This is a genomic window from Syntrophales bacterium (genome assembly GCA_035363115.1).
GTDB lineage: Bacteria > Desulfobacterota > Syntrophia > Syntrophales > PHBD01 > PHBD01.
This window is the reverse complement of sequence record DAOSEM010000012.1, coordinates 24,272-47,268: the sequence shown is the minus strand read 5'-3', so window position 1 is coordinate 47,268 and position 22,997 is coordinate 24,272. Positions and strand designations below refer to the sequence as shown.

General features: G+C 56.6%; 23 protein-coding genes. 15 read left to right on the top strand and 8 right to left on the bottom strand.

Annotated features, from left to right (window positions below; translation table 11 throughout):
* Positions 1-6: 6 nt before the first annotated feature.
* Positions 7-1,230: a site-specific integrase gene (locus PLO63_16905; protein ID HOI75823.1), complete on the bottom strand. Its 1,224-nt coding sequence runs from the start codon at positions 1,228-1,230 to the stop codon at positions 7-9.
* A gap of 892 nt (positions 1,231-2,122) precedes the next feature.
* Positions 2,123-2,320, bottom strand: coding sequence for a DUF2892 domain-containing protein (locus PLO63_16900; GenBank protein ID HOI75822.1), 198 nt, complete (start codon positions 2,318-2,320; stop codon positions 2,123-2,125).
* A gap of 202 nt (positions 2,321-2,522) precedes the next feature.
* On the opposite strand from PLO63_16900, the gene PLO63_16895 reads away from it, so the two are divergent.
* Positions 2,523-2,894 (top strand): hypothetical protein, encoded by a 372-nt coding sequence (locus PLO63_16895; protein ID HOI75821.1) that lies wholly within the window; start codon positions 2,523-2,525, stop codon positions 2,892-2,894.
* A 131-nt stretch (positions 2,895-3,025) separates the two neighbouring features.
* The gene (locus tag PLO63_16890) at positions 3,026-3,481 is read left to right on the top strand and encodes a hypothetical protein (protein ID HOI75820.1); all 456 of its coding nucleotides are present in this window, start codon (positions 3,026-3,028) and stop codon (positions 3,479-3,481) included.
* 174 nt (positions 3,482-3,655) lie between these two features.
* On the opposite strand, the gene PLO63_16885 is transcribed toward PLO63_16890, so the two are convergent.
* Positions 3,656-5,896, bottom strand: a complete 2,241-nt coding sequence (locus PLO63_16885) for a hypothetical protein (GenBank protein HOI75819.1) — start codon at positions 5,894-5,896, stop codon at positions 3,656-3,658.
* A 304-nt stretch (positions 5,897-6,200) separates the two neighbouring features.
* Between PLO63_16885 and PLO63_16880 the strand changes: the two genes are divergently transcribed.
* Positions 6,201-7,994 carry an AMP-binding protein gene (locus PLO63_16880; protein ID HOI75818.1) on the top strand — a complete coding sequence of 598 codons (1,794 nt, stop codon included), beginning with the start codon at positions 6,201-6,203 and terminating at the stop codon, positions 7,992-7,994.
* 80 nt (positions 7,995-8,074) lie between these two features.
* On the opposite strand, the gene PLO63_16875 is transcribed toward PLO63_16880, so the two are convergent.
* From PLO63_16875 to PLO63_16865, 3 genes are all read right to left on the bottom strand, one after another.
* Positions 8,075-8,425, bottom strand: a complete 351-nt coding sequence (locus tag PLO63_16875) for a hypothetical protein (GenBank protein ID HOI75817.1) — start codon at positions 8,423-8,425, stop codon at positions 8,075-8,077.
* A gap of 165 nt (positions 8,426-8,590) precedes the next feature.
* Positions 8,591-9,466 (bottom strand): DMT family transporter, encoded by an 876-nt coding sequence (locus tag PLO63_16870; protein ID HOI75816.1) that lies wholly within the window; start codon positions 9,464-9,466, stop codon positions 8,591-8,593.
* Between the two features lie 133 nt (positions 9,467-9,599).
* Positions 9,600-9,863, bottom strand: coding sequence for a hypothetical protein (locus PLO63_16865; GenBank protein HOI75815.1), 264 nt, complete (start codon positions 9,861-9,863; stop codon positions 9,600-9,602).
* A 137-nt stretch (positions 9,864-10,000) separates the two neighbouring features.
* On the opposite strand from PLO63_16865, the gene PLO63_16860 reads away from it, so the two are divergent.
* From PLO63_16860 to PLO63_16815, 10 genes are all read left to right on the top strand, one after another.
* Complete coding sequence (locus PLO63_16860; GenBank protein HOI75814.1) at positions 10,001-10,570, top strand: isochorismatase family cysteine hydrolase; 570 nt, start codon at positions 10,001-10,003, stop codon at positions 10,568-10,570.
* A complete protein-coding gene (locus tag PLO63_16855; protein HOI75813.1) occupies positions 10,567-12,015 on the top strand; it encodes an amidase in 1,449 nt (482 codons plus the stop codon). Before PLO63_16860 ends, PLO63_16855 begins: the two co-directional genes overlap by 4 nt.
* A 136-nt stretch (positions 12,016-12,151) precedes the next feature.
* On the top strand, positions 12,152-12,562 hold the full coding sequence (locus tag PLO63_16850) for a TM2 domain-containing protein (protein HOI75812.1): 411 nt from the start codon (positions 12,152-12,154) through the stop codon (positions 12,560-12,562).
* Between the two features lie 79 nt (positions 12,563-12,641).
* Positions 12,642-12,917, top strand: a complete 276-nt coding sequence (locus PLO63_16845) for a TIGR04076 family protein (GenBank protein HOI75811.1) — start codon at positions 12,642-12,644, stop codon at positions 12,915-12,917.
* A gap of 17 nt (positions 12,918-12,934) precedes the next feature.
* Positions 12,935-13,711: a crotonase/enoyl-CoA hydratase family protein gene (locus tag PLO63_16840; GenBank protein HOI75810.1), complete on the top strand. Its 777-nt coding sequence runs from the start codon at positions 12,935-12,937 to the stop codon at positions 13,709-13,711.
* Positions 13,712-13,790: 79 nt separating this feature from the next.
* Complete coding sequence (locus tag PLO63_16835) at positions 13,791-16,580, top strand: PAS domain S-box protein (GenBank protein HOI75809.1); 2,790 nt, start codon at positions 13,791-13,793, stop codon at positions 16,578-16,580.
* Between the two features lie 39 nt (positions 16,581-16,619).
* On the top strand, positions 16,620-17,534 hold the full coding sequence (locus PLO63_16830) for a matrixin family metalloprotease (GenBank protein HOI75808.1): 915 nt from the start codon (positions 16,620-16,622) through the stop codon (positions 17,532-17,534).
* Positions 17,535-17,686: 152 nt separating this feature from the next.
* Positions 17,687-18,157 (top strand): hypothetical protein, encoded by a 471-nt coding sequence (locus PLO63_16825; protein HOI75807.1) that lies wholly within the window; start codon positions 17,687-17,689, stop codon positions 18,155-18,157.
* Between the two features lie 25 nt (positions 18,158-18,182).
* Positions 18,183-18,479: a putative quinol monooxygenase gene (locus PLO63_16820; protein ID HOI75806.1), complete on the top strand. Its 297-nt coding sequence runs from the start codon at positions 18,183-18,185 to the stop codon at positions 18,477-18,479.
* A 339-nt stretch (positions 18,480-18,818) separates the two neighbouring features.
* Complete coding sequence (locus tag PLO63_16815) at positions 18,819-20,222, top strand: MATE family efflux transporter (GenBank protein ID HOI75805.1); 1,404 nt, start codon at positions 18,819-18,821, stop codon at positions 20,220-20,222.
* Between the two features lie 99 nt (positions 20,223-20,321).
* Here the strand turns inward: PLO63_16815 and PLO63_16810 are convergent, their stop codons facing one another.
* A complete protein-coding gene (locus tag PLO63_16810) occupies positions 20,322-21,266 on the bottom strand; it encodes a DUF882 domain-containing protein (GenBank protein ID HOI75804.1) in 945 nt (314 codons plus the stop codon).
* A gap of 202 nt (positions 21,267-21,468) precedes the next feature.
* On the opposite strand from PLO63_16810, the gene PLO63_16805 reads away from it, so the two are divergent.
* Positions 21,469-22,008 carry a hypothetical protein gene (locus tag PLO63_16805; GenBank protein HOI75803.1) on the top strand — a complete coding sequence of 180 codons (540 nt, stop codon included), beginning with the start codon at positions 21,469-21,471 and terminating at the stop codon, positions 22,006-22,008.
* 15 nt (positions 22,009-22,023) lie between these two features.
* On the opposite strand, the gene PLO63_16800 is transcribed toward PLO63_16805, so the two are convergent.
* Positions 22,024-22,272: a hypothetical protein gene (locus PLO63_16800; protein ID HOI75802.1), complete on the bottom strand. Its 249-nt coding sequence runs from the start codon at positions 22,270-22,272 to the stop codon at positions 22,024-22,026.
* Positions 22,273-22,436: 164 nt separating this feature from the next.
* On the opposite strand from PLO63_16800, the gene PLO63_16795 reads away from it, so the two are divergent.
* The gene (locus PLO63_16795) at positions 22,437-22,988 is read left to right on the top strand and encodes a phospholipase D family protein (protein HOI75801.1); all 552 of its coding nucleotides are present in this window, start codon (positions 22,437-22,439) and stop codon (positions 22,986-22,988) included.
* Positions 22,989-22,997 lie beyond the last annotated feature (9 nt).

Here is a 22,997-nt window from a genome sequence, read left to right as displayed (position 1 = left end):
GATTGATTACTGCGTGTTGCCAAAATTAACAACTTCAGCCGATTTCTTCGGTTCCAAGGCCTTTTCGATGGCCTCTGTGGCTTCCTTCAAGCGGTTTTCTGTCATCTTCGCGTATCGGGCAGTCATAGTGCTTGTCGCGTGCCCCATCATCTTCTGAACGACGTACAGGTCTTGAGTCTGCTCGTATAGGAGGGTTCCAAAAGTGTGTCTCGTGCTGTGGAAGGACAGTCGTAATTTCTGATCCTGACAACCATCATTCAGTCCCAGATTATCAAGCACACGCCAGAAGGTGTGTGATATTTTTTTCATCCTCTGTCCGCCCCGGCCTTGAAAGATAAGATCCGTTCCATTCTTCCTCGGTCTGTTCTTGAGCATTTCCTTCGCAGTCTCTGTCAATCGTGCAAAGCGGGATCCTGCCTTTGCGTCGCGGATGGTAAGGAGGCCCTTTCCCATATCCACATCAGCCCAAGTTAGGGCCGCGATCTCCCCGAATCTCAAACCGCAATGGAGGCCCAAAAGGGTGATGTCATGCACATCAACACTCTTCTCCTTCAGGGCTTCCAGAAGTCGATGTGCTTCTTCGGCAGATAGGTAACGCATCCGTGCATTGTCAGTCTTTGGCCATTTGACCTTCGTTGTCGGGCTCTCTCCCTGGAAGAGGCCGTTTCGTTGTGCTGAACGAAAAACCTGTCGGACTACAGCCAGGGCATATTCAATGCTCCTGGGGCTCCTGCCAGCATCGGTCATGCTCTTCTTGAGTCGCTCAAGATGGAAGGGGGCAATTTCGGACAAAGCGACTCCTCCGATCACCGGCTCGATCCAAAGGGTAAACAATTGATCTTCTCTTTTGTAACTTTCGGGTTTCTTGTCGGCTTCCGCTTGCGGCTTATAGACTCTGTTGAAGTATTCCCCAAAAGTTACAGCCTCACGTGCTTTTCGTTCCCTTTCGGCCTCGGCTTCCTGCCGTTCACGCTCAGCCAGTTCACGTGCTTCTGAGAGACGAACCGGCCCATCACCCTTCCTTGCCGCTTCCTTCAATCTCGCAAGTTCAAGGGCTGCCTTTTCAAGCGTCCAGTCTTCAGTAGCCCATCCCAGACCTTCCTCTTTCCGCTGCCCTTTTGCTTGGTAACGGATCGCAAAATATCGGTCCCGCTGAATTCCGTTCTTTCGGGTAGGGTGCTCATAATACCTGACCCCGGGGAAATTTGTTTTCTTCCATTGGACTGGCATGGTGTCTCCTTCCTGGGGTACCATGTGGGAAATCCGTTACTCTGGCTCTCCCCACCCTCTCCCCACTTTTCGGCTGAAATATCGATCTTCAAGATGCCAAATCGTGAGGGTACAGTAGAAGAAAACTCTTTATATGTCAATGGATAAATTGTACAAGGTGCTACATGGTGCTGGCAGATAGAAAGGATTCCTAATCCGGGTGCCGAGTGTTCGAGTCACTCCGGGGGCACCATTTATTTAAACGTCACACCATTGACATCACCGTCAAATCTCTCCTTGATATCTTGTTTTAATAATTCCGTTTCGCTCCATTCGACATAACATCGGAAACAGCCCTTATCTATTTAAAAATCATAAATATTATCAATGCGATGAGAGCAGACAGGACTTGATGTCTCGCGTGGCGCCGTTACTTGCCCCAGGCAATAATTAAATCGTTGACTGACGATCAATCAAGCGTCTCTGTTGGCATGGATCATGTAAAAGCAGACAATAAAGCAAATTGCCATTCTATCAATCGCGAAGGAGGATGTGGATAATGGACCAGGACATGATCTCGAGACAGCTTCAGATTAACAAGATGGCATTTAGCAATACTTTTAATTCATTAACCATTATACAGGAGCAAATGGAGCGTATGATCAGAATGTATGTCGCTCAGGTCCCTGTGCTTCCCGTAGAAGGGAAAAACGTTTTCTTGGATTGGGCAAATACGTGCCGAAAAGTCCAGCAGATGTCTCTGGATATCTATTTCCATGGCGATAAAGACGATCAATCGCATTGAATGAGCACAGCGTTGTCAACGCTGACATCTTAATATCTGAATACATTGGCGAGAAGGCTAATTCTTATCTTTTCGTGAGCAACAATATTTGCAGAAGATCATATTGGGTCATATTGACTTTTTGTTTCCAAGCCTCGTGTAGAGAGGACAGTATCCCGACGCAACGCTCGAGAGAAGCATCCCGGCAATTACGGCAAGGACAAGACCGGTAATTCCCGTGATCCAGCCCGCGGCATTGGCTGCGATGAGAACAATGGCGATAACGAGCCGGATGACCCTGTCAATCGTTCCAACGTTTCGTTCCATGCGCATTTCCTCCCGAGTATTTTTCAGCCAAAATTCCCTTAATAAATTGCCGGCGTAGCTCAGATCGTGATCAATGATCGAGTTGTGATATTTGCATGCCTGGACGGTATTTTCTGTTTAATTATAGAATGAATTCCCTTATAACCTATCGGCGGGAACAATGAAAAACAAAGATGTCAACCCAGAAGGCGGGAGGAGGAACATGAAGAAATTCTGGAATGTATGCGCAGTCATGGTTTTCGTCCTGTTTTGCTTCTCATCCTGTATTGCCAATGCCCAGCCGGGTCGTCATCAGGATCAAAAACAGCGGGAGAGATGGCATCATCTCAGAGGGGAGATCCATGACGCACATTCAAAGATCAATGCGGGCGTGCGCGATGGTTCGCTCACACCTCCCGAGGCGAGTCGTTTACGAAACGAGCTGAACCGAATCAGGGCCCACATGGACCGGGCAGGGCAAGACGGGTTCAACCACCAGGAAATGACCCGCCTTGAACACGAATTTGCACAACTCCGGAGGGACATTTATCGGGAGCGTCACGATACGCAAAGGCGTCCTCAACGTCGATATTAAATCGGGAAATGCTTCCCAAGGCGTCTGGTTTTCTGGTTGTGCCGGATCGCATTTTGTCCATGGATCGTGAGTCCCACCACCTTAGGGTTGCGTGGGGAAAAAATAATAGCTTACGATTAAGGAGGAAAGGCATGAATCGAATCGCAATGGTCATTTTTTTAACGGTGTCGCTGTGTTTATCGGCCACCTTGGCTCTCGCCGGCAGTGTTGCAAACCCCGGGTTGGCAAATCCCGGCATAGCCAATCCAGGGATTGCCAATCCCGGCATCTCAAATCCCGGTCCCAAGAATTTTTGCAGTACCAAGGATGGCTTCCATTTCACGAAGTATAATGGAAAAGACTATTGCGTCCGTTGTGATGAGAGGGCGGGTTTTCATTATACGAAGTACAACGGGAAAGATTACTGCGTCCGCTGTGATGAGAAGGCGGGCTTCCGTTATACGAAGTACAATGGAAAAGATTACTGTGTCCGATGTGATGAGAAAGCCGGGTTCCATTATTCGAAGTACAATGGAAAGGACAATTGCGTCCGCTGTGATGAAAAGGCCGGCTTCCGTTATGACGGCAACAAAAACTGCGTGAAATAAATAGAAAGCGGGGGGACTTCAGTATCCTCGATTTCATATGGTTCTGATTTTCAAGCGGCTGGAGGTTGCTCTTCAGCCGCTTTTTTGTCGGAAAGCAAAGTAAGCAGTTGGCCCTGAAAAACGCGATGTATTGGAATTCCTGTCCGCCCGGGAGACACAGCGTGATCCGACCGGTTAAAAATTGAGGGTAAAGAGCTTGGGCGGTTTGTCCCGTGCCGGTCCCACAATGATTTCCGAATCTTCACGACCACTCAAATCCCCGCCGACTTCTTCATCGATCATTTTCAACGCCCGTTGCATGTGCTCAATGTATTCCTGAGCCGTAACCATCTCGCCGTAAGAGCGGGTAAACGAATAGATGCAGACATTTTCCTGCTGTGCCCGCCGGGCAATGGTTATGGCATTCTCCAGTTTTTCCCGAACCAGTTTTGCCGTCTGTACCGTGTGTACCGTGAAGAAATCCCACAACACGACGGCATTGCAGAATTGGGTTGTCGGCCGATAACTGAACAGGCCGCTTGAAACATCATGAATGGCGCCTTTTTGGATTGTCAGCTTTACAACCAGCTCATCCTGCTTCTGCACGGGCAGCTCAGCGCGGCGCAGGCCGACCTGCCACTGCACATCCATGGAATCCTGCTGGCCGACTTCGAGGGCGGCGGCGAGCGGCTTGTCCGGGTTGATAAACAGCTCGTCATCGCTTCTCAAGATCGCCTGAACCATAATGGCGCTTTTCAATAAATAGGAAGAGCGGGTTGCGGAAGAGGAGATGGATATTCCCTTTTCAAAAAGATGCTTTGCCTGGTCCAGCGCCTTAAAGACGGCATGTTTGATTTTTCGAAATTCTCTGGGATCGGAGACGGCTTCCGGGTGCGCCCGTGTGTATCGGACGGTGGACAAGGCTTCGGTCATGAATACGATGGCATATTCACAATAGAAATCTTCCGTCCGGCAGTCGCAATATTCCAGGACGTTGTCGGCTTCCTGTCTGGCCTGGCGATACACGGCGGCCGCCGTCCGGTGCGAAGGCGTATCGATCGCCATGCTTCTCAGCACCATCATGCGCAGTGTCCGCGCAACCAGGTCCTTGGCGTTAATCGACAGAACGATTCGGAGGATCTCCGCCGCTTCCGAATAACGTTTTCGATAATAGAGGGTTTTCGCGATCTCAACCCCCAGCATGGAATTGTGGGGATATTTGAAGAACGTGGTGATCGCATTATCCTCCGTCATTTTGGAGGATGCGGAATCCGCGTCTTCCGTGGGCCAGAGCAACTGGTTCAGCTTTTCAATCGAAGCGGGGGTATTTTGCAACGTCTCATCGTGGAGCAGATCGGACACAAAATCGAAATAATGCGTTGTCCACAGGGAGGTTATCCACCAGATGGGCAGCGATTCTCCGCTGTATAAACCGGTTTCCGCGGGTTTCTGGCAGAGGATGACACGGATATCGTTGATGAGCAGGCCATGCCGTGCATAGTCCGACAGGCGGATCACCGGATCGTCGGGCAGCTTGGCATTCAAGATCGGCAGGAGATGCTTGTCCAGGGTCGCGTAATCTCCCGAGACGATGGCCATGGACAGAAACCGGCTGTTGCTGGCGTATTTCGAAAGCGCCCAGCATACGGCGACCTGATGGGCCAGCCTGACGGCGCTCCACAGGCATTGCCTGTAATGCTCGAGATTGCCGCCCTCCTTCTCTTTCGGGAAGTCCACATATAATGTTGTGATATCGTAGGCTTTTACTTTGCCCCATTTCCCATAAAGGAAGTGGCCGATTTCCTCATGGATGTAATTCTTGATCGTTTTCTTCAGCCACCCGATGATTTCATGATCAATGACTTCACCCCGGCTCGTGAGGGAAAAGCCGATCCGGACGCCTTCGCTGTATTCGCTGTATTTGTGGGATCGGCGGTTTTCGGGAAACAGTTTTGTTAAAGCGTCATAGTTCCACTTTTTGGCAATATCCGCCCGCTCATATCCCAGCCAGAACGCAATGCTTCTCAGGACATTCAGCTTGTGCGGCGTGTCCAGGGGCTCTTTTTTCAGTCGTATGAGCATGGAATTGGTGACGTGTGGCAAGGCTATCCGGTGCGATGTCAGGATTGTGTTGATTCGGTTGCACAAGGCCCGCAGCGACAGATTCAGGTTCAGGCTCTCTTTTTTACGATTCAGCAGCTCCTCGAAATTGATGTTCTCGGGCACCCTGAATTTCACCGCGGTGTCCGTATGGGTACGAATAAACTGTTCGAGGCTTTCCATGTCCGGGCTGTCGATGACGCCGTTTCGGACGGCAAACGAAATGAATGAATCACAGATCTCTGAATTATCGCTCATTTGATAAAACCATTCGAAAGATTCCGCCGTTGGAAATGTGGACAAAATAGCGGATATCGCCTTCTCCGTTTGATTCATGTTTCGCAATCCCCCATTATATAAATGACTTATGGCGTTTTCGCGTGATTATTGAATTGGCGGCTGCTCCACGGGCCGGCACAATGGCAAATCCATGATTTATGGATAATTCATTATTTTTCGTGAAGCGACATATCAAATTGACTGCTTTATGACCAGTGTTTATAGAATCAGCCTAAAAAATTTCTGAAGGACTGACCAGGCAAGCATCTGATTATTCAGGCGGATTGGGTGGCCTTTTTGAAGAATGCAAGTTTTTGAAAAGGCGGAAGAGTTACGTCGATACAGATTTAAAGGAGAGAACATGAACCCGGATGAAATTCATGACAGCCCGAACAACTTGGTCGATTTATTTGAACAAAGCGTAATCAAGTGGCCGGACATCCGATTTTTCGGCGTCAAAAATCAGGAATCCGGACAGTATGAATGGCTGACGCGCAGGCAGATTGCCAACCGGGTCGATCACCTCCGCGGTGCTCTTGCGAAACTCGGTTTGTCCAAAGGTGACAAAGTCGGCATCATCATCAACAACTGCGTCGAGTGGTTTGTCTGCGAGCAGGCGGTCCACGGGCTGGGCGGGGTATTCGTACCCATGTATCTGCAGGAGCTCCCGAAAATCTGGAAATACATCATCAGCGATGCAGCGATCAAATTCCTGTTTGTCCGGGACGAGAGCGTTTATGAAAAAGTCAAAGACTTCCCGCAGGAGATCAGTACGCTGAAAAACATTTTCACTGTTTACGGCGACGGGGAAAACAGCCTTTCCGCCCTGGAGGAGATGGGGAGGCAGAACCCCGCTCCTTCCGCAAAGCCCCACTGGTCGGACCTCGCACACATCATTTTCACCTCCGGCACCACGGGCGATCCCAAGGGCGTCATGCTCTCCCATGGAAATGCGACCTGGGCCGCCAGATCCAGCATCGATACGTTCGAGCTCAACGAGACGTCGCAGGTGATCTCGATCCTGCCCTGGGCGCACGTCTATGGACAGAACTGCGACCTGCACAATTATCTTTACTGCGGTGGCGGGATCGCCTTTGTCGAATCGCTGGAAAAATTCATGCAGAACGTCCAGGAATCCAAGCCCACGGCGATTAACGCCGTTCCACGCATCATTACCAGGATTTACGACGCCATCATGCAGACCGTGAGTGCCGATCCCGTGAAAAAGCAGTTTTTTGACGCGGCGCTGGCGGAAGCGGCCAAAAACCGAGATCTGCCCGAGAAGACAAAAGAATTCAAAGATTATGATGAACTGGTCTTTTCCAAGGTCCGTGCCATTTTCGGCGGCAATCTGAAATTCATCGTGAGCGCCAGCGCACTTCTAAAGCCGGAAATCGCCCTTTTCTTCCGGGATATCGGCCAGCCGACCTACGATTGCTACGGCATGACGGAGACATCGGCCGGCATTACCCTCAACTGCACCGAATTCGGCAACAAGCTGGGAACGGTAGGCAGGCCCATCAAGCACACGAATGTCGTGATCGACAAATCCCGCGTGGAGGAGGGCAGCCTCGACGGCGAGATTTGCGTTTACGGGCCCCAGGTCATGATGGGCTACTACAACAAGCCCAGGATCAACGAAGAGGTCATGATGCCGGACCAGTGGAACGGCTTTGCGGGCATTCGCACGGGAGACCGCGGCTGGTTCGACGAGGAAGGCTTTCTGCATATTACCGGCCGCTTCAAGGACGAGTACAAGCTGGCCAACGGCAAGTATGTGCATCCCGAAAGCATTGAAAATGAAATGAAGCTTATGCCCTGGGTCGCCAACACCATCATCTATGGCGAGGGGAAAGAGTTCAACGTGGCCGTTGTCGTTCCCGACTTTGCCGCCCTGAAAGCCGATCCCGAGACCCAGGCGTGGGTCAAGGACACGCTGGAAGAGACACTCCAAAGCGAAGCGTTAAAGGACCATCTGTCCAAAAAAATTATCGAGTATTTGCGCAAGTCATTCGGCGGTTATGAAGTGCCGCAGAAGTTCCTTTTTGTTGCGGAAGACTTCACGGTCGCGAACGGCATGCTGACCCAGACCATGAAGCTCAAAAGAAGCAATGTCCTGAAACAATATAGAGAACCGCTTCTGGCTCTCTATTGAGACCTTCCGGATACACCCGAAAAAAAGCCGTACACCCGCCATGGGGTACGGCTTTTTTATTCCCATTGGAATAATGATTCTTATTTCCTGAACCAATTGTCGGTGACAACTAACTTTCCATTAAGATCATAAGTCTTTTTTGCCATCCTGTTATCAGCCTTTCGTTCATAGACTATAAAGCCATAACTATTGCTGCTCACTGCCGTTAGATAATTATAAGCGAGGATCAGTTTGTTGTCTCTTACATAGCCGGTTGCTTCGAATTTTCCATAGGCCGACTGAAATGTACATGAACAAGAATGTCCTTTACAATCTACCTTCAAGTTGGCATCGGTACGGCCTTCAATGCCCCACGTTCCAGATGGGTCCCATGCAAAGGAAGATGTTGCCATTATGAAAACCATCAAAATCGCCAAACCAATCTTCTCCATGTTCTTTCTCCTTTATAATTTTCTTTCATCTTTACGACGAGGATACGTAACACGTTTCATTCCATGATGCATTCGATAAATGGTCATATTCAATAAGCCCCCCTTTCGGTTTATCAAACAATGTGCAAATCGGGGCTCGTACTATCCTGTGAAAAATAAAAAAGATTACATCTTGATATCGTTCCGCTTCGTGACCACGTACAGGAGGATGCCCAGGAAGATGAGCAGCGCCCCGATGACGTGGTAAAGGGCCATGCGCTCTCCGAAAACGATGTTTTCCGTAACGGCGGCGGACAGGGGAATGAGCCCGAAAAAGACGGCGGCGGAGTTCGGGTTGGCGTCCTTGATGCCCTCGCTCCAGAAGTAGAAGGCCAGGTTCGTATTGAAAAGGGAGAGAAAGATCAGCGCAGCAACCAATGCAGCGCTGATGCTTCCCGCCGAGGCTGGTTCAAGGCTGAACGGAAGGAATCCGATGGCGGCAAACAGGGTGCCATAGGTGATGTTTTCGACCGACGTCACCTTGTCTTCCAATATCTTGATCAGGATCGAGTAGATGGACCAGCTGAGGGCGCAGCCGACGATGAGCAGGTTCCCGACGTTCACGTCCATAGTGACGATGGACATGAAGTCTCCCTTGACGACGACGATGAGGGCGCCCGCGACGGAGAGGAGGATGGAAAGAACGCCCGCCGCGTTCAGCCTGTCCTTGAGGATGAAGTACGAGAGCACCGCGATGTTCATCGGATTAGTCATGACGATGATCGAGGCCGTTGTTCCGGTCGTGTAGTTGAGGCCCAGGTATGCCATCAGGTTGTTCAGGTAATAGCCCGTCAGGGCCAGGGGGATCATGTAAAGAACGGTCCTGAAAGAGAAGCGGAACGATTTCAGGAAGAAAAGGAACGGCAGGGAGAACAGGAAGGAAAGGATGAACCGGTACTCTCCCGTGAGAAAAGGCCCCAGGTGAACGACCGAATAGCGGGCTGTCGTCCAGCCCGTGCCCCAGATGACGCAGGCGAAGAGTAGCTTGAAGTAACCAGACATACGCTGTCGATCCCGGAATCCGCCCTCCTCCAAGAATCGCCCCTCTTAGAATGCCATGTAAATTAAATCAAATCCTAAGGGAGGAACGATCCACACCTCCGATTTTCCTCGGGACGCAATTCCGCAGAACAATTCACGGCAGCTCCCCGATGAGGAAGGGCCAGTGGAGTTCGCAGGGGATTCCCATTCTCAGCCAGTCGTTGCGGGCGTCCATCTCTTCGTTGATGCGGTCCCGGATCGTTTTCACGGTTCCGTCTTTGCAGCGGACATCCACCGAAGGGGACAGTTCTTCCATCGCGTCGGGAGGGGTGCCGCCGATTTCCCGGCGGTAAAACTCGCGGGCTTCTTCGTCTACGTCGGCGGCAATGACCAGGTTGTAAATTCTGTATGCCTGCATGTCTGTTCCTTCTCCGGAGAGCGGTTGTGTGATGGACGGGTACGGGATGCGGATCTCTCCGCCCTTCGACCGTCTATAGCAATGAAGTGCCTTGCTGTGCTATCTCTTTCCCGAAAAACCCAATGGAGAATGCAGGCATGAAACCCGCTCTCATCGTCGTCGACATGATCAGGGACAATGTGGGGATGCACCTGTCGGCAGGCAGGTCGAACGAATTCATGAAGATCATCCCGAATCTCCAGCGTTTGCTGAAGGAGTGCCGCACGCGGGGGATCCCCGTCGTCTTTGCCAATGACAGTTTCCTGGAGGGCGACCTCCTCTTCAGCGGGCGGATGAAGCCCCATGCAATCCGGGGTACCGACGGGGTCCGGGTCATCGAGGAACTGGGGCCCGAGCCCGGGGACACCGTCCTGGAAAAGCGGCGCCTGAGCGCCTTCTTCAAGACGGACCTGGACATGACGCTGCGTCTCTGGAAGGTGGACACGATCGTCGTCACCGGCATCGCCACGCCCGGATGCGTCTACATGACGGCCATGGACGGTTTGTCCTGCGACTTCAGGTCTGTCATTCTTGAAGACTGCTGCGCCGCCCATCGGCCGGAAATCCACGAGACCTTTCTTGCCGCGCTGAAAATGATGCCGCTGGATCCCCTGGTCCGGATCCTGAAGCTGGACGACCTGCTGGCGGAGTGGAGGCAGGCATCATGATCCGAAAACCGCTTGTGGACACGGGAGAGGGAATCACGGCCATGGACGCCGTCGATCTGTCGCGGGCCATCCGGGAAAAGCAGGTCTCCTGCCGGGAAGTCATGGAGGCCTTCCTCGACCGGATCGACCGCCTCAATTCGGAGGTCAACGCCATCGTCTCTCTCCAGGACCGCGAGGAGCTTCTCGACCAGGCCGACGAGCGGGACCGGCAGCTCGCCCGGAGGGAATACCTGGGCTGGATGCACGGATTTCCCCAGGCTCCCAAGGATCTGGCCCTCACAGCCGGCATTCCCACCACCCTTGGATCCCCGATCCTGAAAGACAACATCCCTCTTCAGGACGCCTTCATCGTCGAGCGGGCCAGGCGGAGCGGCGCGATTGTCATCGGCAAAACAAACACCTCGGAGTTCGGCCTGGGCTCTCAGACCTACAACGAGGTCTTCGGCACGACCCTCAACGCCTTCGACCGGACGAAAACGGCGGGCGGAAGCAGCGGAGGCGCGGCGGTCGCCCTGGCCCTGCACATGCTCCCCGTCGCCGACGGCAGCGACATGATGGGTTCCCTGCGCAACCCCGCGGCCTACAACGACGTCTTCGGCTTCCGCCCCTCTTTCGGCCGCGTTCCCTACGGCCCGACCCTCGACGTCTTCTACCAGCAGCTGGCAACGGAGGGCCCCATGGCCCGGAACGTCTCGGATCTCGCCATGCTCCTGTCCGTGCAGGCCGGTTTCGATTCCCGGGCCCCCCTTTCCATCCGGGAGAATCCGGATGTTTTTACCCGGTCCCTGGAAAGGGATTTCAAGGGAGTCCGGGTGGCCTGGATGGGCGATGTCGGCGGCTATCTGGCCATGGAGCCGGGCGTCCTGGATCTGTGCGGCGGGGCCATCAAAACCTTCGAAGCCATCGGCTGCATCGTGGAGGAGGCGCTTCCCGCTTTTTCTCCCGAGCGCCTGTGGGAGACATGGCTGACCCTGAGGGGATTCCTCCTCGCGGGGATCGCCGGCCCCTTCTACCGCGTGCCCGAGTGGAGGGCACTGATGAAGCCGGAGGCCGTCTGGGAGGTGGAAAACGGCCTGGAGATCAGGGGCGATGCGGTCTACCGGGCCACCGTCGACCGGAGCGCCTGGTACCTGGCCCTCGACGCCCTGTTCCGGAAATACGAATGCCTGCTCCTGCCCAGCGCCCAGGTGTTTCCGTTCAACGCCGGCGTGCACTGGCCGAAGGAAATCGCCGGAAGGACGATGGACACCTACCACCGCTGGATGGAGGTGGTGATCGGGCCGAGTCTGGCCGGACTGCCGACGATCAGCGTGCCGGTCGGTTTCAATGACACCGGACTCCCCATGGGCCTGCAGGTCATCGGAAAACCGGGGGCGGACCTTACCGTCCTCCAGCTTGCCTACGCATACGAACAGGCCATGGACCGGGTCCGGCCGAAGCGATAGAGCGGTCTTTGTTCACTCCGGTGCATAGAGGATGCACCCTGTCTCCGAGGCGCCAGGCTATCGAGGAAGGGGCGCGGAGGAGGAGCAGACGCGGATCCCGTCAGGTCCTCGATCCGGCGCCATCAGGGGGGAGACAATGAATGAAGGCGTTCTGAAACCTCACAGTCCATTCATCGGGTATGTCCTGTGGATCTTCGGCTTCACCGGATCCCACCGGTTCTATTTCGGAAAGCCCGTCACTGGGACGATCTGGTTCTGCACCCTGGGCCTCCTGGGAATCGGCTGGCTCATCGACGTTTTCTTCATCCCTTCCATGGCGCGCAAGGCGAACCTGCGGTTCCTGGAGGGGAAGGTCGACTACAACGTCGCCTGGATTCTGCTCACATTTGTCGGCGTGCTCGGGATTCATCGCATGTACATGGGAAAGTGGATCACGGGCATCCTGTATCTCTGTACGCTGGGACTCCTGGGAATCGGGTACATCTACGATTACTGGACCCTCAACGACCAGATCGCGGTAATCAATCGTTCGGATAACCCAACCTGAACGGCCTTGTCAAAATTTGAGAATCAAAGGTTTTCCTGTTTCGTTTTCTGACATTCCAGGAAACAAGGGAGGTGATCGTATGGCAGCGGATCCGGGAATCGGGAAAAAGGTCGTCGCCAGGGTTTTGAGCGTCAAGGGGGAATGCAGCGCCGGTCACAAGTCGGGAGACGTGTTCGAAATCAGTTGTCACAATCCGGGCGGGCTGTGCGGATTTTTTTACCACGATATTTTCCCAAGCCTTTCGACGTTTCAGTTCGGGGGAGGCCTCCCCTGGTGGGAAGGCGATACGATTCAAGTGCAATGTCCGGACTCTTATAATCTGGTAACCATGGAACTGAAGAGATTGGATCGCTGACAAAGGAGGGTTTACCCGTGAAAGTGCAGGTCGAAAAGACAGACAGTGTCTGTACGGTCATCATCAACCGGCCGGAGAGCCGGAATGCCGTCGATCGGGAGACGGCGGAGCAGCTCGTTGCGGCCTTCGAGGAGTTCGAGCGGGACGACAGCCTGCTCGCCGCCGTCCTTTGGGGCCGGGGAGGAAACTTCTGCGCCGGGGCGGACCTCAAGGCTATAACAAGCGGGGATCTGAACAAAATCAACAGCCTGGAATGGGACATGTCCAAACCCGGTCCGCTGGGTCCCAGCCGCATGACGATGACGAAGCCCGTCATCGCAGCCGTATCGGGCCATGCCGTGGCGGGAGGGCTGGAGCTGGCTTGCTGGTGCGACCTGCGGGTCGTCGAGCGGGACGCCTATTTCGGGGTCTTCTGCCGGCGCTACGGCGTTCCCCTGATCGACGGCGGAACCCAGCGCCTTCCCCGGCTGATCGGCATGAGCCGTGCCCTGGACATGATCCTCACGGGACGGCCGGTGGGAGCGGAGGAGGCCTTTGCCATGGGACTCGCCAACCGGCTCGTTGAACCGGGCAAGGCCCGGGAGAAGGCGGAAGCGCTGGCTGCCCAGATTGCCTCTTTTCCCCGGATCTGCATGCGCAGCGACCGGCTGGCCGTGTACCGCGGATTCGACCTTCCCATGGATGAGGCGATGATTCTGGAATTCCGCCAGGGTATGGACGTGCTGGCCAGCGGGGAGGTTCTGGAGGGTGCGAAGCGCTTCTCCGAGGGAATCGGAAAGCACGGCCGTTTCTGAGACGTGGTGCAAGCCCGTGCTGTGAAAGGCCGGCCGACATGCCGGGTAGGCCTTTTTGTCCCGACGGAGAGGGGGCATCATGAACGAAGGCGAAAGAGCAGCGGAACGGAACCGGGAGATCGCAGCGCTGGAACAGAAAATCCGCGTGCTGGAGCAGGCGGAGACGGAACGGAGGCAGACGATGGATACACTCCGGATCACGGCGGCGGTCCTGGAGGGCATCGTCGAGAACAGTCCCTCCGCCATCTGGATCTCCGATGAAAACGGGACGATGATCCGGATGAACCAGGCATGCCGGGACCTGCTGCATGCCTCGGACGAAGAGCTGGTCGGGAAATACAATGTCTTCGAGGACCGCATCGTTGAGCGGCAGGGGGCGATGCCCCTGGTGAGAAGCGTCTTCGAAAAGGGGGAAACCGTCCGCTTCACCCTCCGGTACGACAGCGCGCAGCTCCGTTCGCTTCAGCCGGAAGCCGCCGGCGAGAGAGTCCTGGAAGCGACGATATCTCCGGTCCCGGATTCGCAGGGGCGGATCGTCCACGCGATCGTCCAGTGTCTGGATATCACCGAGCGGATGGTCCGCACGCAGCAGATCCGGCAGCTCAGCAACGAGCAGCGGGCGATTCTCAACACAATCGGCATGGGCATCTGCTTCACCAGGAATCGCAAAGTGCAGTGGACCAATCCGTCGTTCGCGTCGATGTTCGGCTATGAACCCGGCGAACTGGAGAATGCGGATACCGGCGTCTTCTATTCGAATCCGGAGGACTACCGGCGTGTGGGTGAAGAGGGATATGCCCGGATCGGCGGGGGCGGTGTATATGCAACGGAAGCACCCATGATGAAAAAGGACGGGACCCCCATTTTGTGCAGCATTACGGGGCAGGCCGTCAATCCCCGGGACCCGGGTGAGGGGTCCATCTGGGTGCTCCATGACATCACCGAGCGCAAGCATGCGGAGGCGCAGCTCCAGGAAAGCGAGGAGCGGTTCCGCCGCCTCGCCAACGCGGCGCAGGAGGGAATCATCATCCAGCAGGGGGGCATCATCCTGGAGGCCAACGAGGCCGTCTGCAGGATGTTCGGCTTCGGGCTTCACGAGGCGGTCGGAAGGAATGTACTCGATTTTCTGGTGCCCGAGTCGGTGACACCCGCCGTGAAGATGCTCGGTCAGGAAGAAACATATGCCGAGGCGCTGGGGGTCCGGAAGGACAAATCCGTCTTTCCCCTGGAGCTGTTCGGGAAGACGATCACGCTTCGGAGCGGGAAGGCCTGGATCATCGCCGCCCGGGATCTCTCCGGGCAGAGGCAGGCGGAGGAGGCCCTGCGGAGCAGCGAGGAGCGGTTCAAGCGGCTCGTGCAGAACTCCAGCGACATCATCGCCGTGATGGACGAGGAAGGGATGATTACCTCCGTCAGCGACTCGGTGGAAGGCGTTCTCGGTTATCAGGCCGAGCAAGTGACCGGCACAAGGGCATTCGATATTGTCCACCCCGAAGACCGGGCGCGGACGATGGACTTTTTCCAAAACGCCCTGACCCAGAAGACCGGCTCCACGCACTGGGCGGAGTACCGGCTCCGGCACAGAAACGGAAACTGGGCCGTTGTGGAGTCCGTGGCGACCAATCTGCTCAAGGATCCCGTGGTCAGGGGCGTCGTGTTGAATGTCCGGGATGTGACGGAGAGGAAAAATGCGGAGTTGGAGAAGCTGAAACTCCAGGAGCAGCTCCAGCAGGCCATGAAGATGGAGGCGGTGGGACGGCTGGCGGGTGGCGTGGCGCACGACTTCAACAACCTCCTCACGGTCATCACCGGGTATGTCGAGCTGGCCAGGGTCAAGCTGAAGCCGTTGGACCCGCTGTACAGAACGGTTGAGGGGATCCAGAAGGCCGCCGAGAGTGCAGCGGCCCTGACCCGGCAACTCCTTGCATTCTCACGACGGCAGATCATCGAGCCGAGGGTCGTGAACCTCAACGATCTGATCCGCAGCCTGGCGAAGATGCTGACCCGTGTGATCGGAGAGGATGTGGAGCTCGATACCGTTCTGCAGGAGGAGCTTGGTTCCGTCGAGGTGGACCCAGGTCAGTTCGAGCAGGTCCTGGTGAACCTGTCGGTCAACGCCCGCGACGCCATGCCGGAAGGCGGCAGGCTGGTCGTAGAGACATCGAACTGCGAGCTCGACGAGGAATACTGTTCCCGTCATCCGGAGGTGCGGCCCGGCCGGTTCGTTCTGCTGGCCGTCAGCGATACGGGGCATGGCATGAGCGACGACGTGAAGCGGCACCTCTTCGAGCCGTTCTTTACGACGAAACGCAAAGGACAGGGAACCGGCCTGGGACTGGCCACGACCTTCGGCATCGTGAAGCAGGCGGGAGGGGCCATCGAGGCCTATTCGGAGGTGGGGCGGGGAACCACCTTCAAGATCTACCTGCCACTGGTCGGGGAGGAGGCCGCGCGGTTGGTCGCGGAGACCCATGCCGCTGAGCCGGTCAAGGGAAAAGAGACCATCCTGCTGGTGGAAGACGATGAAAACGTCCGTGATGTAGCCCTGAACATGCTGGAACATCTGGGGTACAGGGTCCTGACGGCGGCCAACGGCGGCGAGGCCTTCCTGCTGATGGAGAAGCACGCCGACGATGTTGCCATGCTCATGACGGATGTGGTGATGCCGGGCATGAACGGCCGGGAACTCGCCGAACGGCTGCTCAAGCTCAAGCCGGCGTTGAACGTGCTGTTCACATCGGGATATACGGAAAACGTGATCGTCCATCACGGCATTCTGGAGAGCAGCCTGAATTTCATCGGGAAGCCCTATACAATGCAGGCTCTGGCAAGAAAGATCAGGGAGGTTCTGGGGCCGCCGAAGGCATGAAGGGTGCGCTTTTCATCAAAGACGTCCGGGGACGTGAATATGTTGAGCTTCAAAAAGTTATTGAATTTTGTGGTTTTCCTGCTGCTGGGGGTTGCGGTGGTCCTGTTTGTGTACACCCTGCGAACGCCCGTGCCGTGCGGGAAGCCCCTGACCTACCGGATCGTCCATGTCGACGGCCGGTTCGGCCTCACCCATGCGGAATTTGCGGGAGCCGTCAGAAAGGCTGCCGCGGTCTGGAGACAGCCTCTCTCCCGGGAGTTGTTTCGCGAGGATCCCAACGGGGTCATCGGGATCAGCCTCGTGTACGACTACCGCCAGGAGACGACGCAGCATCTGAAGCAGATCCAAACACGGATGTCGGGAACGAAAGAGTCCCTGGAAGGCATGAAGACGCGCTATGAAGTCATGAAGTCGGAGTATGAGCGGACCCGCGCCTCCCTGGAGGGCGACCTCCAAGCCTACAACGCCCGGATTCATGCCTTCAACAGGGAGGTCGAATCGTGGAACCGGCAGGGCGGTGCGCCTGAGTCGCAGCGCGGCCGGCTGACAGCGGAGAAAGCCGAACTGGCCGCCATGGGAGAAAGCCTCCGGGTCCGCCAGGACAATGCCCGGCGGACGGCGGACGAGCTCAACAGCATGGTGCAGAGCTTCAATGAGGTCGTCGGCCGGCAGAACCAGGACGTGGATCAGTACCGGGACGTAGGCAGCCGGTTGGGAGGTGAGTTCCAGGAGGGCTACTTCAAGAATAAGGACGGCAGGCAGTCCATCATGATCTACCACTACGACAACGAGGCCCGGCTGGTCCGGCTGCTTGTCCATGAGTTCGGCCATGCACTGGGGCTGGACCACAGCAGCAATCCCGAGGCGGTCATGTACCGGCTGAACCGATCCGATGCGGCTGCACTGACGGCGGACGACATCGCCGCCCTGAAGTCGAGGTGCCAGGCCCGGTAAGGCCAGTGGCCTCCCCTTCGATGCTAACTTGTCGGTTATTGACAGGATTCCATCATTGGGGTATGGGGACCCTGGCATCATTCCGGCACGTGCCGGCGGATGTGGAGAAAGCCCGCCATCGGGATCCCGGTTATCCAGCAAGGAGGAACAGAATGGCACAATACCAGGAACACCTGTCTGTTGGAATGCATGACGGCACAATCATCGAAGGCAAGGCATTGCTGTACAACAAGAGCCGGTTGTCGGAGCTGTTCAACGATGACACCGCCCGTTTCATCGTGCTGGATGATGCGACGGACGATGCGGGCAGGAAAAAGGAAAGGGTTTACATCAACAAGGATCGGATCATCTGGGCCGCTCCCCGGGATGTGATGCACTCTTCCCAGAATCCCCTGGGCGGTGCCACGGAGTACGTCGAGGTCCTGATCAAAATCATCAAGAACGTCATCATCCAGGGGCGGATCAATCTCCAAGTGTTCGATAATATTTTCGACATGCTGCGATACACGGGCACCGCCCCGTTCCTCGTCTTGATCAATGCCCGGGATACAAACGGCGAGCTGCACCATACACTGTTCGTCAACAAGTCCTCGATCATGCAGATCGAGAGCGGCGCTTTATAATGGAATTGATGAAAGGAGAAGGATTGTGCTTGGACTCATTGCAAAACTGAAAATTAAGGAAGGAAAGATGGAGGAGGCCCTGGAGATGTTCAAGGGGCTGGTGAAGGACGTGAAGACGGAGGAGGGTACACTTTCCTATACGGTCAACAAGGACACGGCGAATCCCAACATCATCGTGGTCGTGGAGCGCTACCGGGATGCCGATGCCTTGACGGTTCATTCATCCACACCCCACTTTGCCGCCTTTTCCAAGCAGATTGCCGGCCTTCTCGACGGCGGGATGGAGATGAGCATCCTGGAAGAGGTGGCCTCCATTCTGTAGACGCAGAGGGAAGACAGCGAACCGTTTTCACAATCTGCTCAATCAACTCAAGACCCGGTCCCGGTCACATGATCGGGGCCGGGATTCGCATCCCCCGCAGGGACGACGCATCCTTTGATTCCGCCTGCCGTTCCCGCCCGAGACCCGATGCGGTAAGGATTCGTCCCTTCTCCCGCGAAAACAGCCGTGTGGAAAAGAGAAAATCGTTTTGTCCCGGGGACGGCGGCTCTATGGCCCGGCTGAGGCTGTGCCGTTGCTGAAAAGGGACAGGGTGCATAACGGGGAGCCGGACATCCGGGACGGAGGGGCGGCGCTCCCTGAAGGAAGCAGGTTTTATCGATGCTGGATCGAAAAACGGCGGACGACCTGGGAACTGGAAAAATCGGCGGTCTCCTGCTTCAGTATTCCATCCCCGCCATCATCGCCATGGTGGCGGCGTCCCTCTACAATATCATCGACCGTGTGTTCATCGGGCAGGGCGTGGGCGCGCTGGCCATCTCCGGGCTTGCGATCACCCTCCCCATCATGAACCTGGCCGTGGCATTCGGCGCGTGGATCGGCATCGGCGCCTCCGCCATGGTGTCCATCCGCCTGGGAGAGAAACGGGGGGACGAGGCGAACCTGATCCTGGGCAATGCCCTCGTCCTGAACGTCATCATCAGCCTCGTATTCTCCGCCGTTTTCCTGGTCTGCCTCGACCGGATCCTGTTCCTCTTCGGCGCCAGCCGGGATACGCTTCCCTATGCGAGAGAGTTCATGCAGATCATCCTGATCGGAAACATTTTCACCCATATATACTGGGGGCTGAACAGCATCATGCGGTCTTCCGGCTATCCCCGGAAGGCCATGGTGACGACGCTTGTCACCATCGGGATCAATCTGGCGCTGGCGCCGCTTTTCATCTTTGTCTTCCGGTGGGGCATCCGGGGCGCCGCCCTGGCGACGGTGCTTTCCCAGGTCGTGGGAACCGTCTGGGTTGTCTTCCACTTCATGAACGCGAAGAGCCAGGTGCGTTTCGAGCGCGGGCGCATGGGACTCCGGGCGGACATTGTCAGAGACATTCTCTCTGTCGGCATGCCGTCGTTTCTGCTGCACTTCTGCGCCTGCTTCATCATCATCCTCCTGAACCTGAGGCTGGTGATGTACGGGGGAGACTATGCCGTCGGGGCCTTCGGCATCATCAACAGCATCGTGATGTTTTTCATCATGGTCGTGATCGGCCTCAACCAGGGGATGCAGCCCATCGTCGGCTACAATTACGGCGCCCGCCAGGGCGAGCGGGTTTTCAAGGCGTTCCGGAGCACCTCCATCGCGGCGACCTGCATCACCACCGCCGGCTTCCTCATGGGGGAGCTTGTCCCCGGGCTGATCGCCCGCGCCTTTACCACCCACGGGGAACTGATCGACCTGTCCGTGACGGGCATGCGCATGGCCCTTGTCATGTTTCCCCTGGTGGGTTTTCAGATGGTCACGTCCAACCTGTTCCAGTCCATCGGCAAGGCGAAGATCTCCATTTTTCTCTCCCTCTCCCGGCAGGTCCTGTTCCTGATTCCACTGCTGTTTCTCCTCTCCCGGGCCTTCGGCCTCGAGGGTGTCTGGCTGGCCCTTCCGGTGTCGGACGTCCTGGCGTTCCTGCTTACACTGATCGTGCTGAAGATGCATGCAGGGAAAATCCGCGCGGAGTGCTGGTCGGCGGCGGGAGAAATACCGGGTTCCGGGGCCTGCGGACCCGGCAGGGCCTGAGCGGCGGGAGCAGTCCGCGTCCCTGCTTTTCCTCTTGCAGGGACCAGCGGAGCCTCTTCGGGTCGGTTCCGTGGAAGGTGCCGGGAAGCCGCGGGCGCATCAGGGAAGGGTTTCGAGAACCTCGATTTCGTTCGAGGCGGCCGTGGCGGGCATTTCCTTGAAGGGACGGTCGCAGAAGTCGATTTTGATCCTGTATCTTCCCGGAGGCAGGTCCTGTGGCAGATCGAGGTGGATGAACCGGGAGGTCTTCCGGTCATCGATCCGCAGGCAACGGTCCTTCTCCGGGACGCTCCCCAGCCTTGCCTGCGCGGTGGCGGCCGTCTTCGCTCCTTTCGGATCCGTGACGACGGTTGCAAGGGGCCGGATCCCGAAGCCGAAATCGCTGACGGTCGAGAAGGAGAGCCGCACGGGCTCACCCGCCCGGTACCGGTCGTAGTCCGTGGAGAGGTAGATCTTCCGGTTGTGTTCGCTCTCCCTCGTTCTCGTCCTGGAGGTGGATGCCTCCCAGAACCGGGGCCTGGCGGAGTCCAGATGAATGGTCTTTCCCCCGTAATGGCCCACGCCGCAGCAATTGCGGCTCCTGATGATCTCCCACAATTCCTTGCCGTTGACCCCCTCAATGTAGAAATCGAGGGCCATCCCGTCCAGGTGCTGGCTGGTCCGGGCGGCGTTTGCGCCCGCGCTCCGGATCTTTTCGTTGTATTCCGGACTCCTGTAGCCTGAGACCATCATGATTGCCTGTCCCGGGGCCACCCGGTCGGAGAAGTAGTCCAGCATGAAAATGAGCCGGGGAGAGATGTGCTCCCCCTTTTGCCGGGTGGGGAACCCGAATACGTCGTCGATCCTGGTGAACCCTTCCTCGCTGAGGGACCCGTCTGGCTTGATGAGGTCCGCACGGGCCTCTTTTCCGTTCCAGGCGTTCCGGATGTGAACCTTCCCGTCGCCCGCGAGAAAGAAGCGGCCCGCCCCGGTTTCCGCTGCCGCCGCGGAGACAACGGGCAGAAGGCAAAGACCAATCACCATGACCCTGAACAGCACGTTCATCAACCCGATCTCCTCCCCCAAACAGATGCAGGACCCGAACCCCATATCACCTCCCGGGCGCAAAATCCATGGAACCGCCCGCATTTTCCCGTTGCAACACCCTGTCTTTCCGCTATAACGAAGGAACTTCCCGAATACCAAAGGCATCGCCCCTGCGGGAGTCTTCCCGTGGAGGGGGCGGGCGTCATACGGAGAGCCGGAAATGTCGAATGTGTTCCTGTTTTCCATCGAGGAGCCGGCGGGCCTGTCGAAGGGGGCCGTGCGCGACCTGGAGACCCTGTCTTCCCTGGTCGAGGAGGAGGCGCTGCGCGGGGACCTGAAGCGGATCTACCCCGATGGTAGCTGCTACATCTGGGCGGTGCGGGAAACGGAAGGCGACAGCCTGGCAACATGGAAGGCCGTGGCGGCGGGGGATCTTCTCCTTGGCTGCCGGGACCATTCCATCGTCTCCGCATCCTTCATCCTGGGAAAGGCCAGCCATCCGGCGCTGTCCGCGAAACTGTGGGGCGGGGATTCGAATGATCCCTTCGGATTGTTCTGCTTCACCGACAGGCCCCGTGTCGGCGAGGTCCCGATCGTCCCGCAGATGTTCCGGTACCTCGATCCCGGGATCCGTGGATTCGCGATGCTCCCCCCCGACAAGACCGGAAACATTCTCAGCGACTACGGATCGTTCGAGATCTTCGTCCAGCTCTGCCTTCGGTACGACTTTCCCTCCAACTTTCGCCACACGCAGGATTAGAAGAACCCATCCGACCTAGTTCCCCTGCCGTTTTTCCCGCAGCCAGGCGATCCAGGGCAGCGCTCCGAACACGGTCGCCAGGAGGCACGGGACCCCCAGCATCAGAAAGAAGAAGAGGGACCAGCCGGTCGTGTAGAGAGGTTCGTGCCCCGGCACGTCTCCGGAAATCAGGACCCCCTGTTTCAGGACGATCAGGAAGCCGGTCAGGCCGATGGCGAAGAGAACGCCCGACAGTCCCAGCTTCAGAACCTTTAACGCCTTCATGATGTGCCTCCCCTTTGTACCCTGCCTACCGGCATCTTCCTGGTTGGTGGCGATGGAGCCTTTCGCCGACGTACGGCCGGCGTCTTCTCCGGGACTTTTGTCATTGCATCGCCCTTTTTTTTCGCTATAACGAGACAACCTCTGCCACTCCATAGGTATCATGTATGAGAAGGATCGTCGATTCCATCACAGCCATTTGCCTTGTCTCATGCCTGATGATCGTTTGCCTCACCCCGGCCGCCGTCGCGGCGGACACGTTCCGGCACATCCCCTCGATGGACATCTATTTCTCGCCGCGCGGCGGGTGCACACAGGCCATCATCCGGGAGATCGAGGATGCCCGCTCGGAGATCCTGATCCAGGCCTATTCCTTCACCTCCGCTCCCATCGCCCGGGCGCTCGTGAGTGCCCACCGGCGGGGCGTGAGGGTCGTGGCGATTATGGACAAGAGCCAGCAGGGAAGGGAATACACCTCCGCCACCTTCCTGGTCCATGCGGGGATCCCGGTCTACATCGACAGCGTCCATGCCATCGCCCACAACAAGATCATGATCATCGACCGGAAACGGGTGATCACCGGCTCCTTCAATTTCACGAAGGCGGCGGAGGAGAAGAACGCCGAGAACCTTCAGATCATCCGGTCGGAAGAAGTGGCGGACCTGTACCGGAAGAATTTCGACCACCACCTGGGACATTCTGAGTTCTATCAGCGATAACCTGGGGAA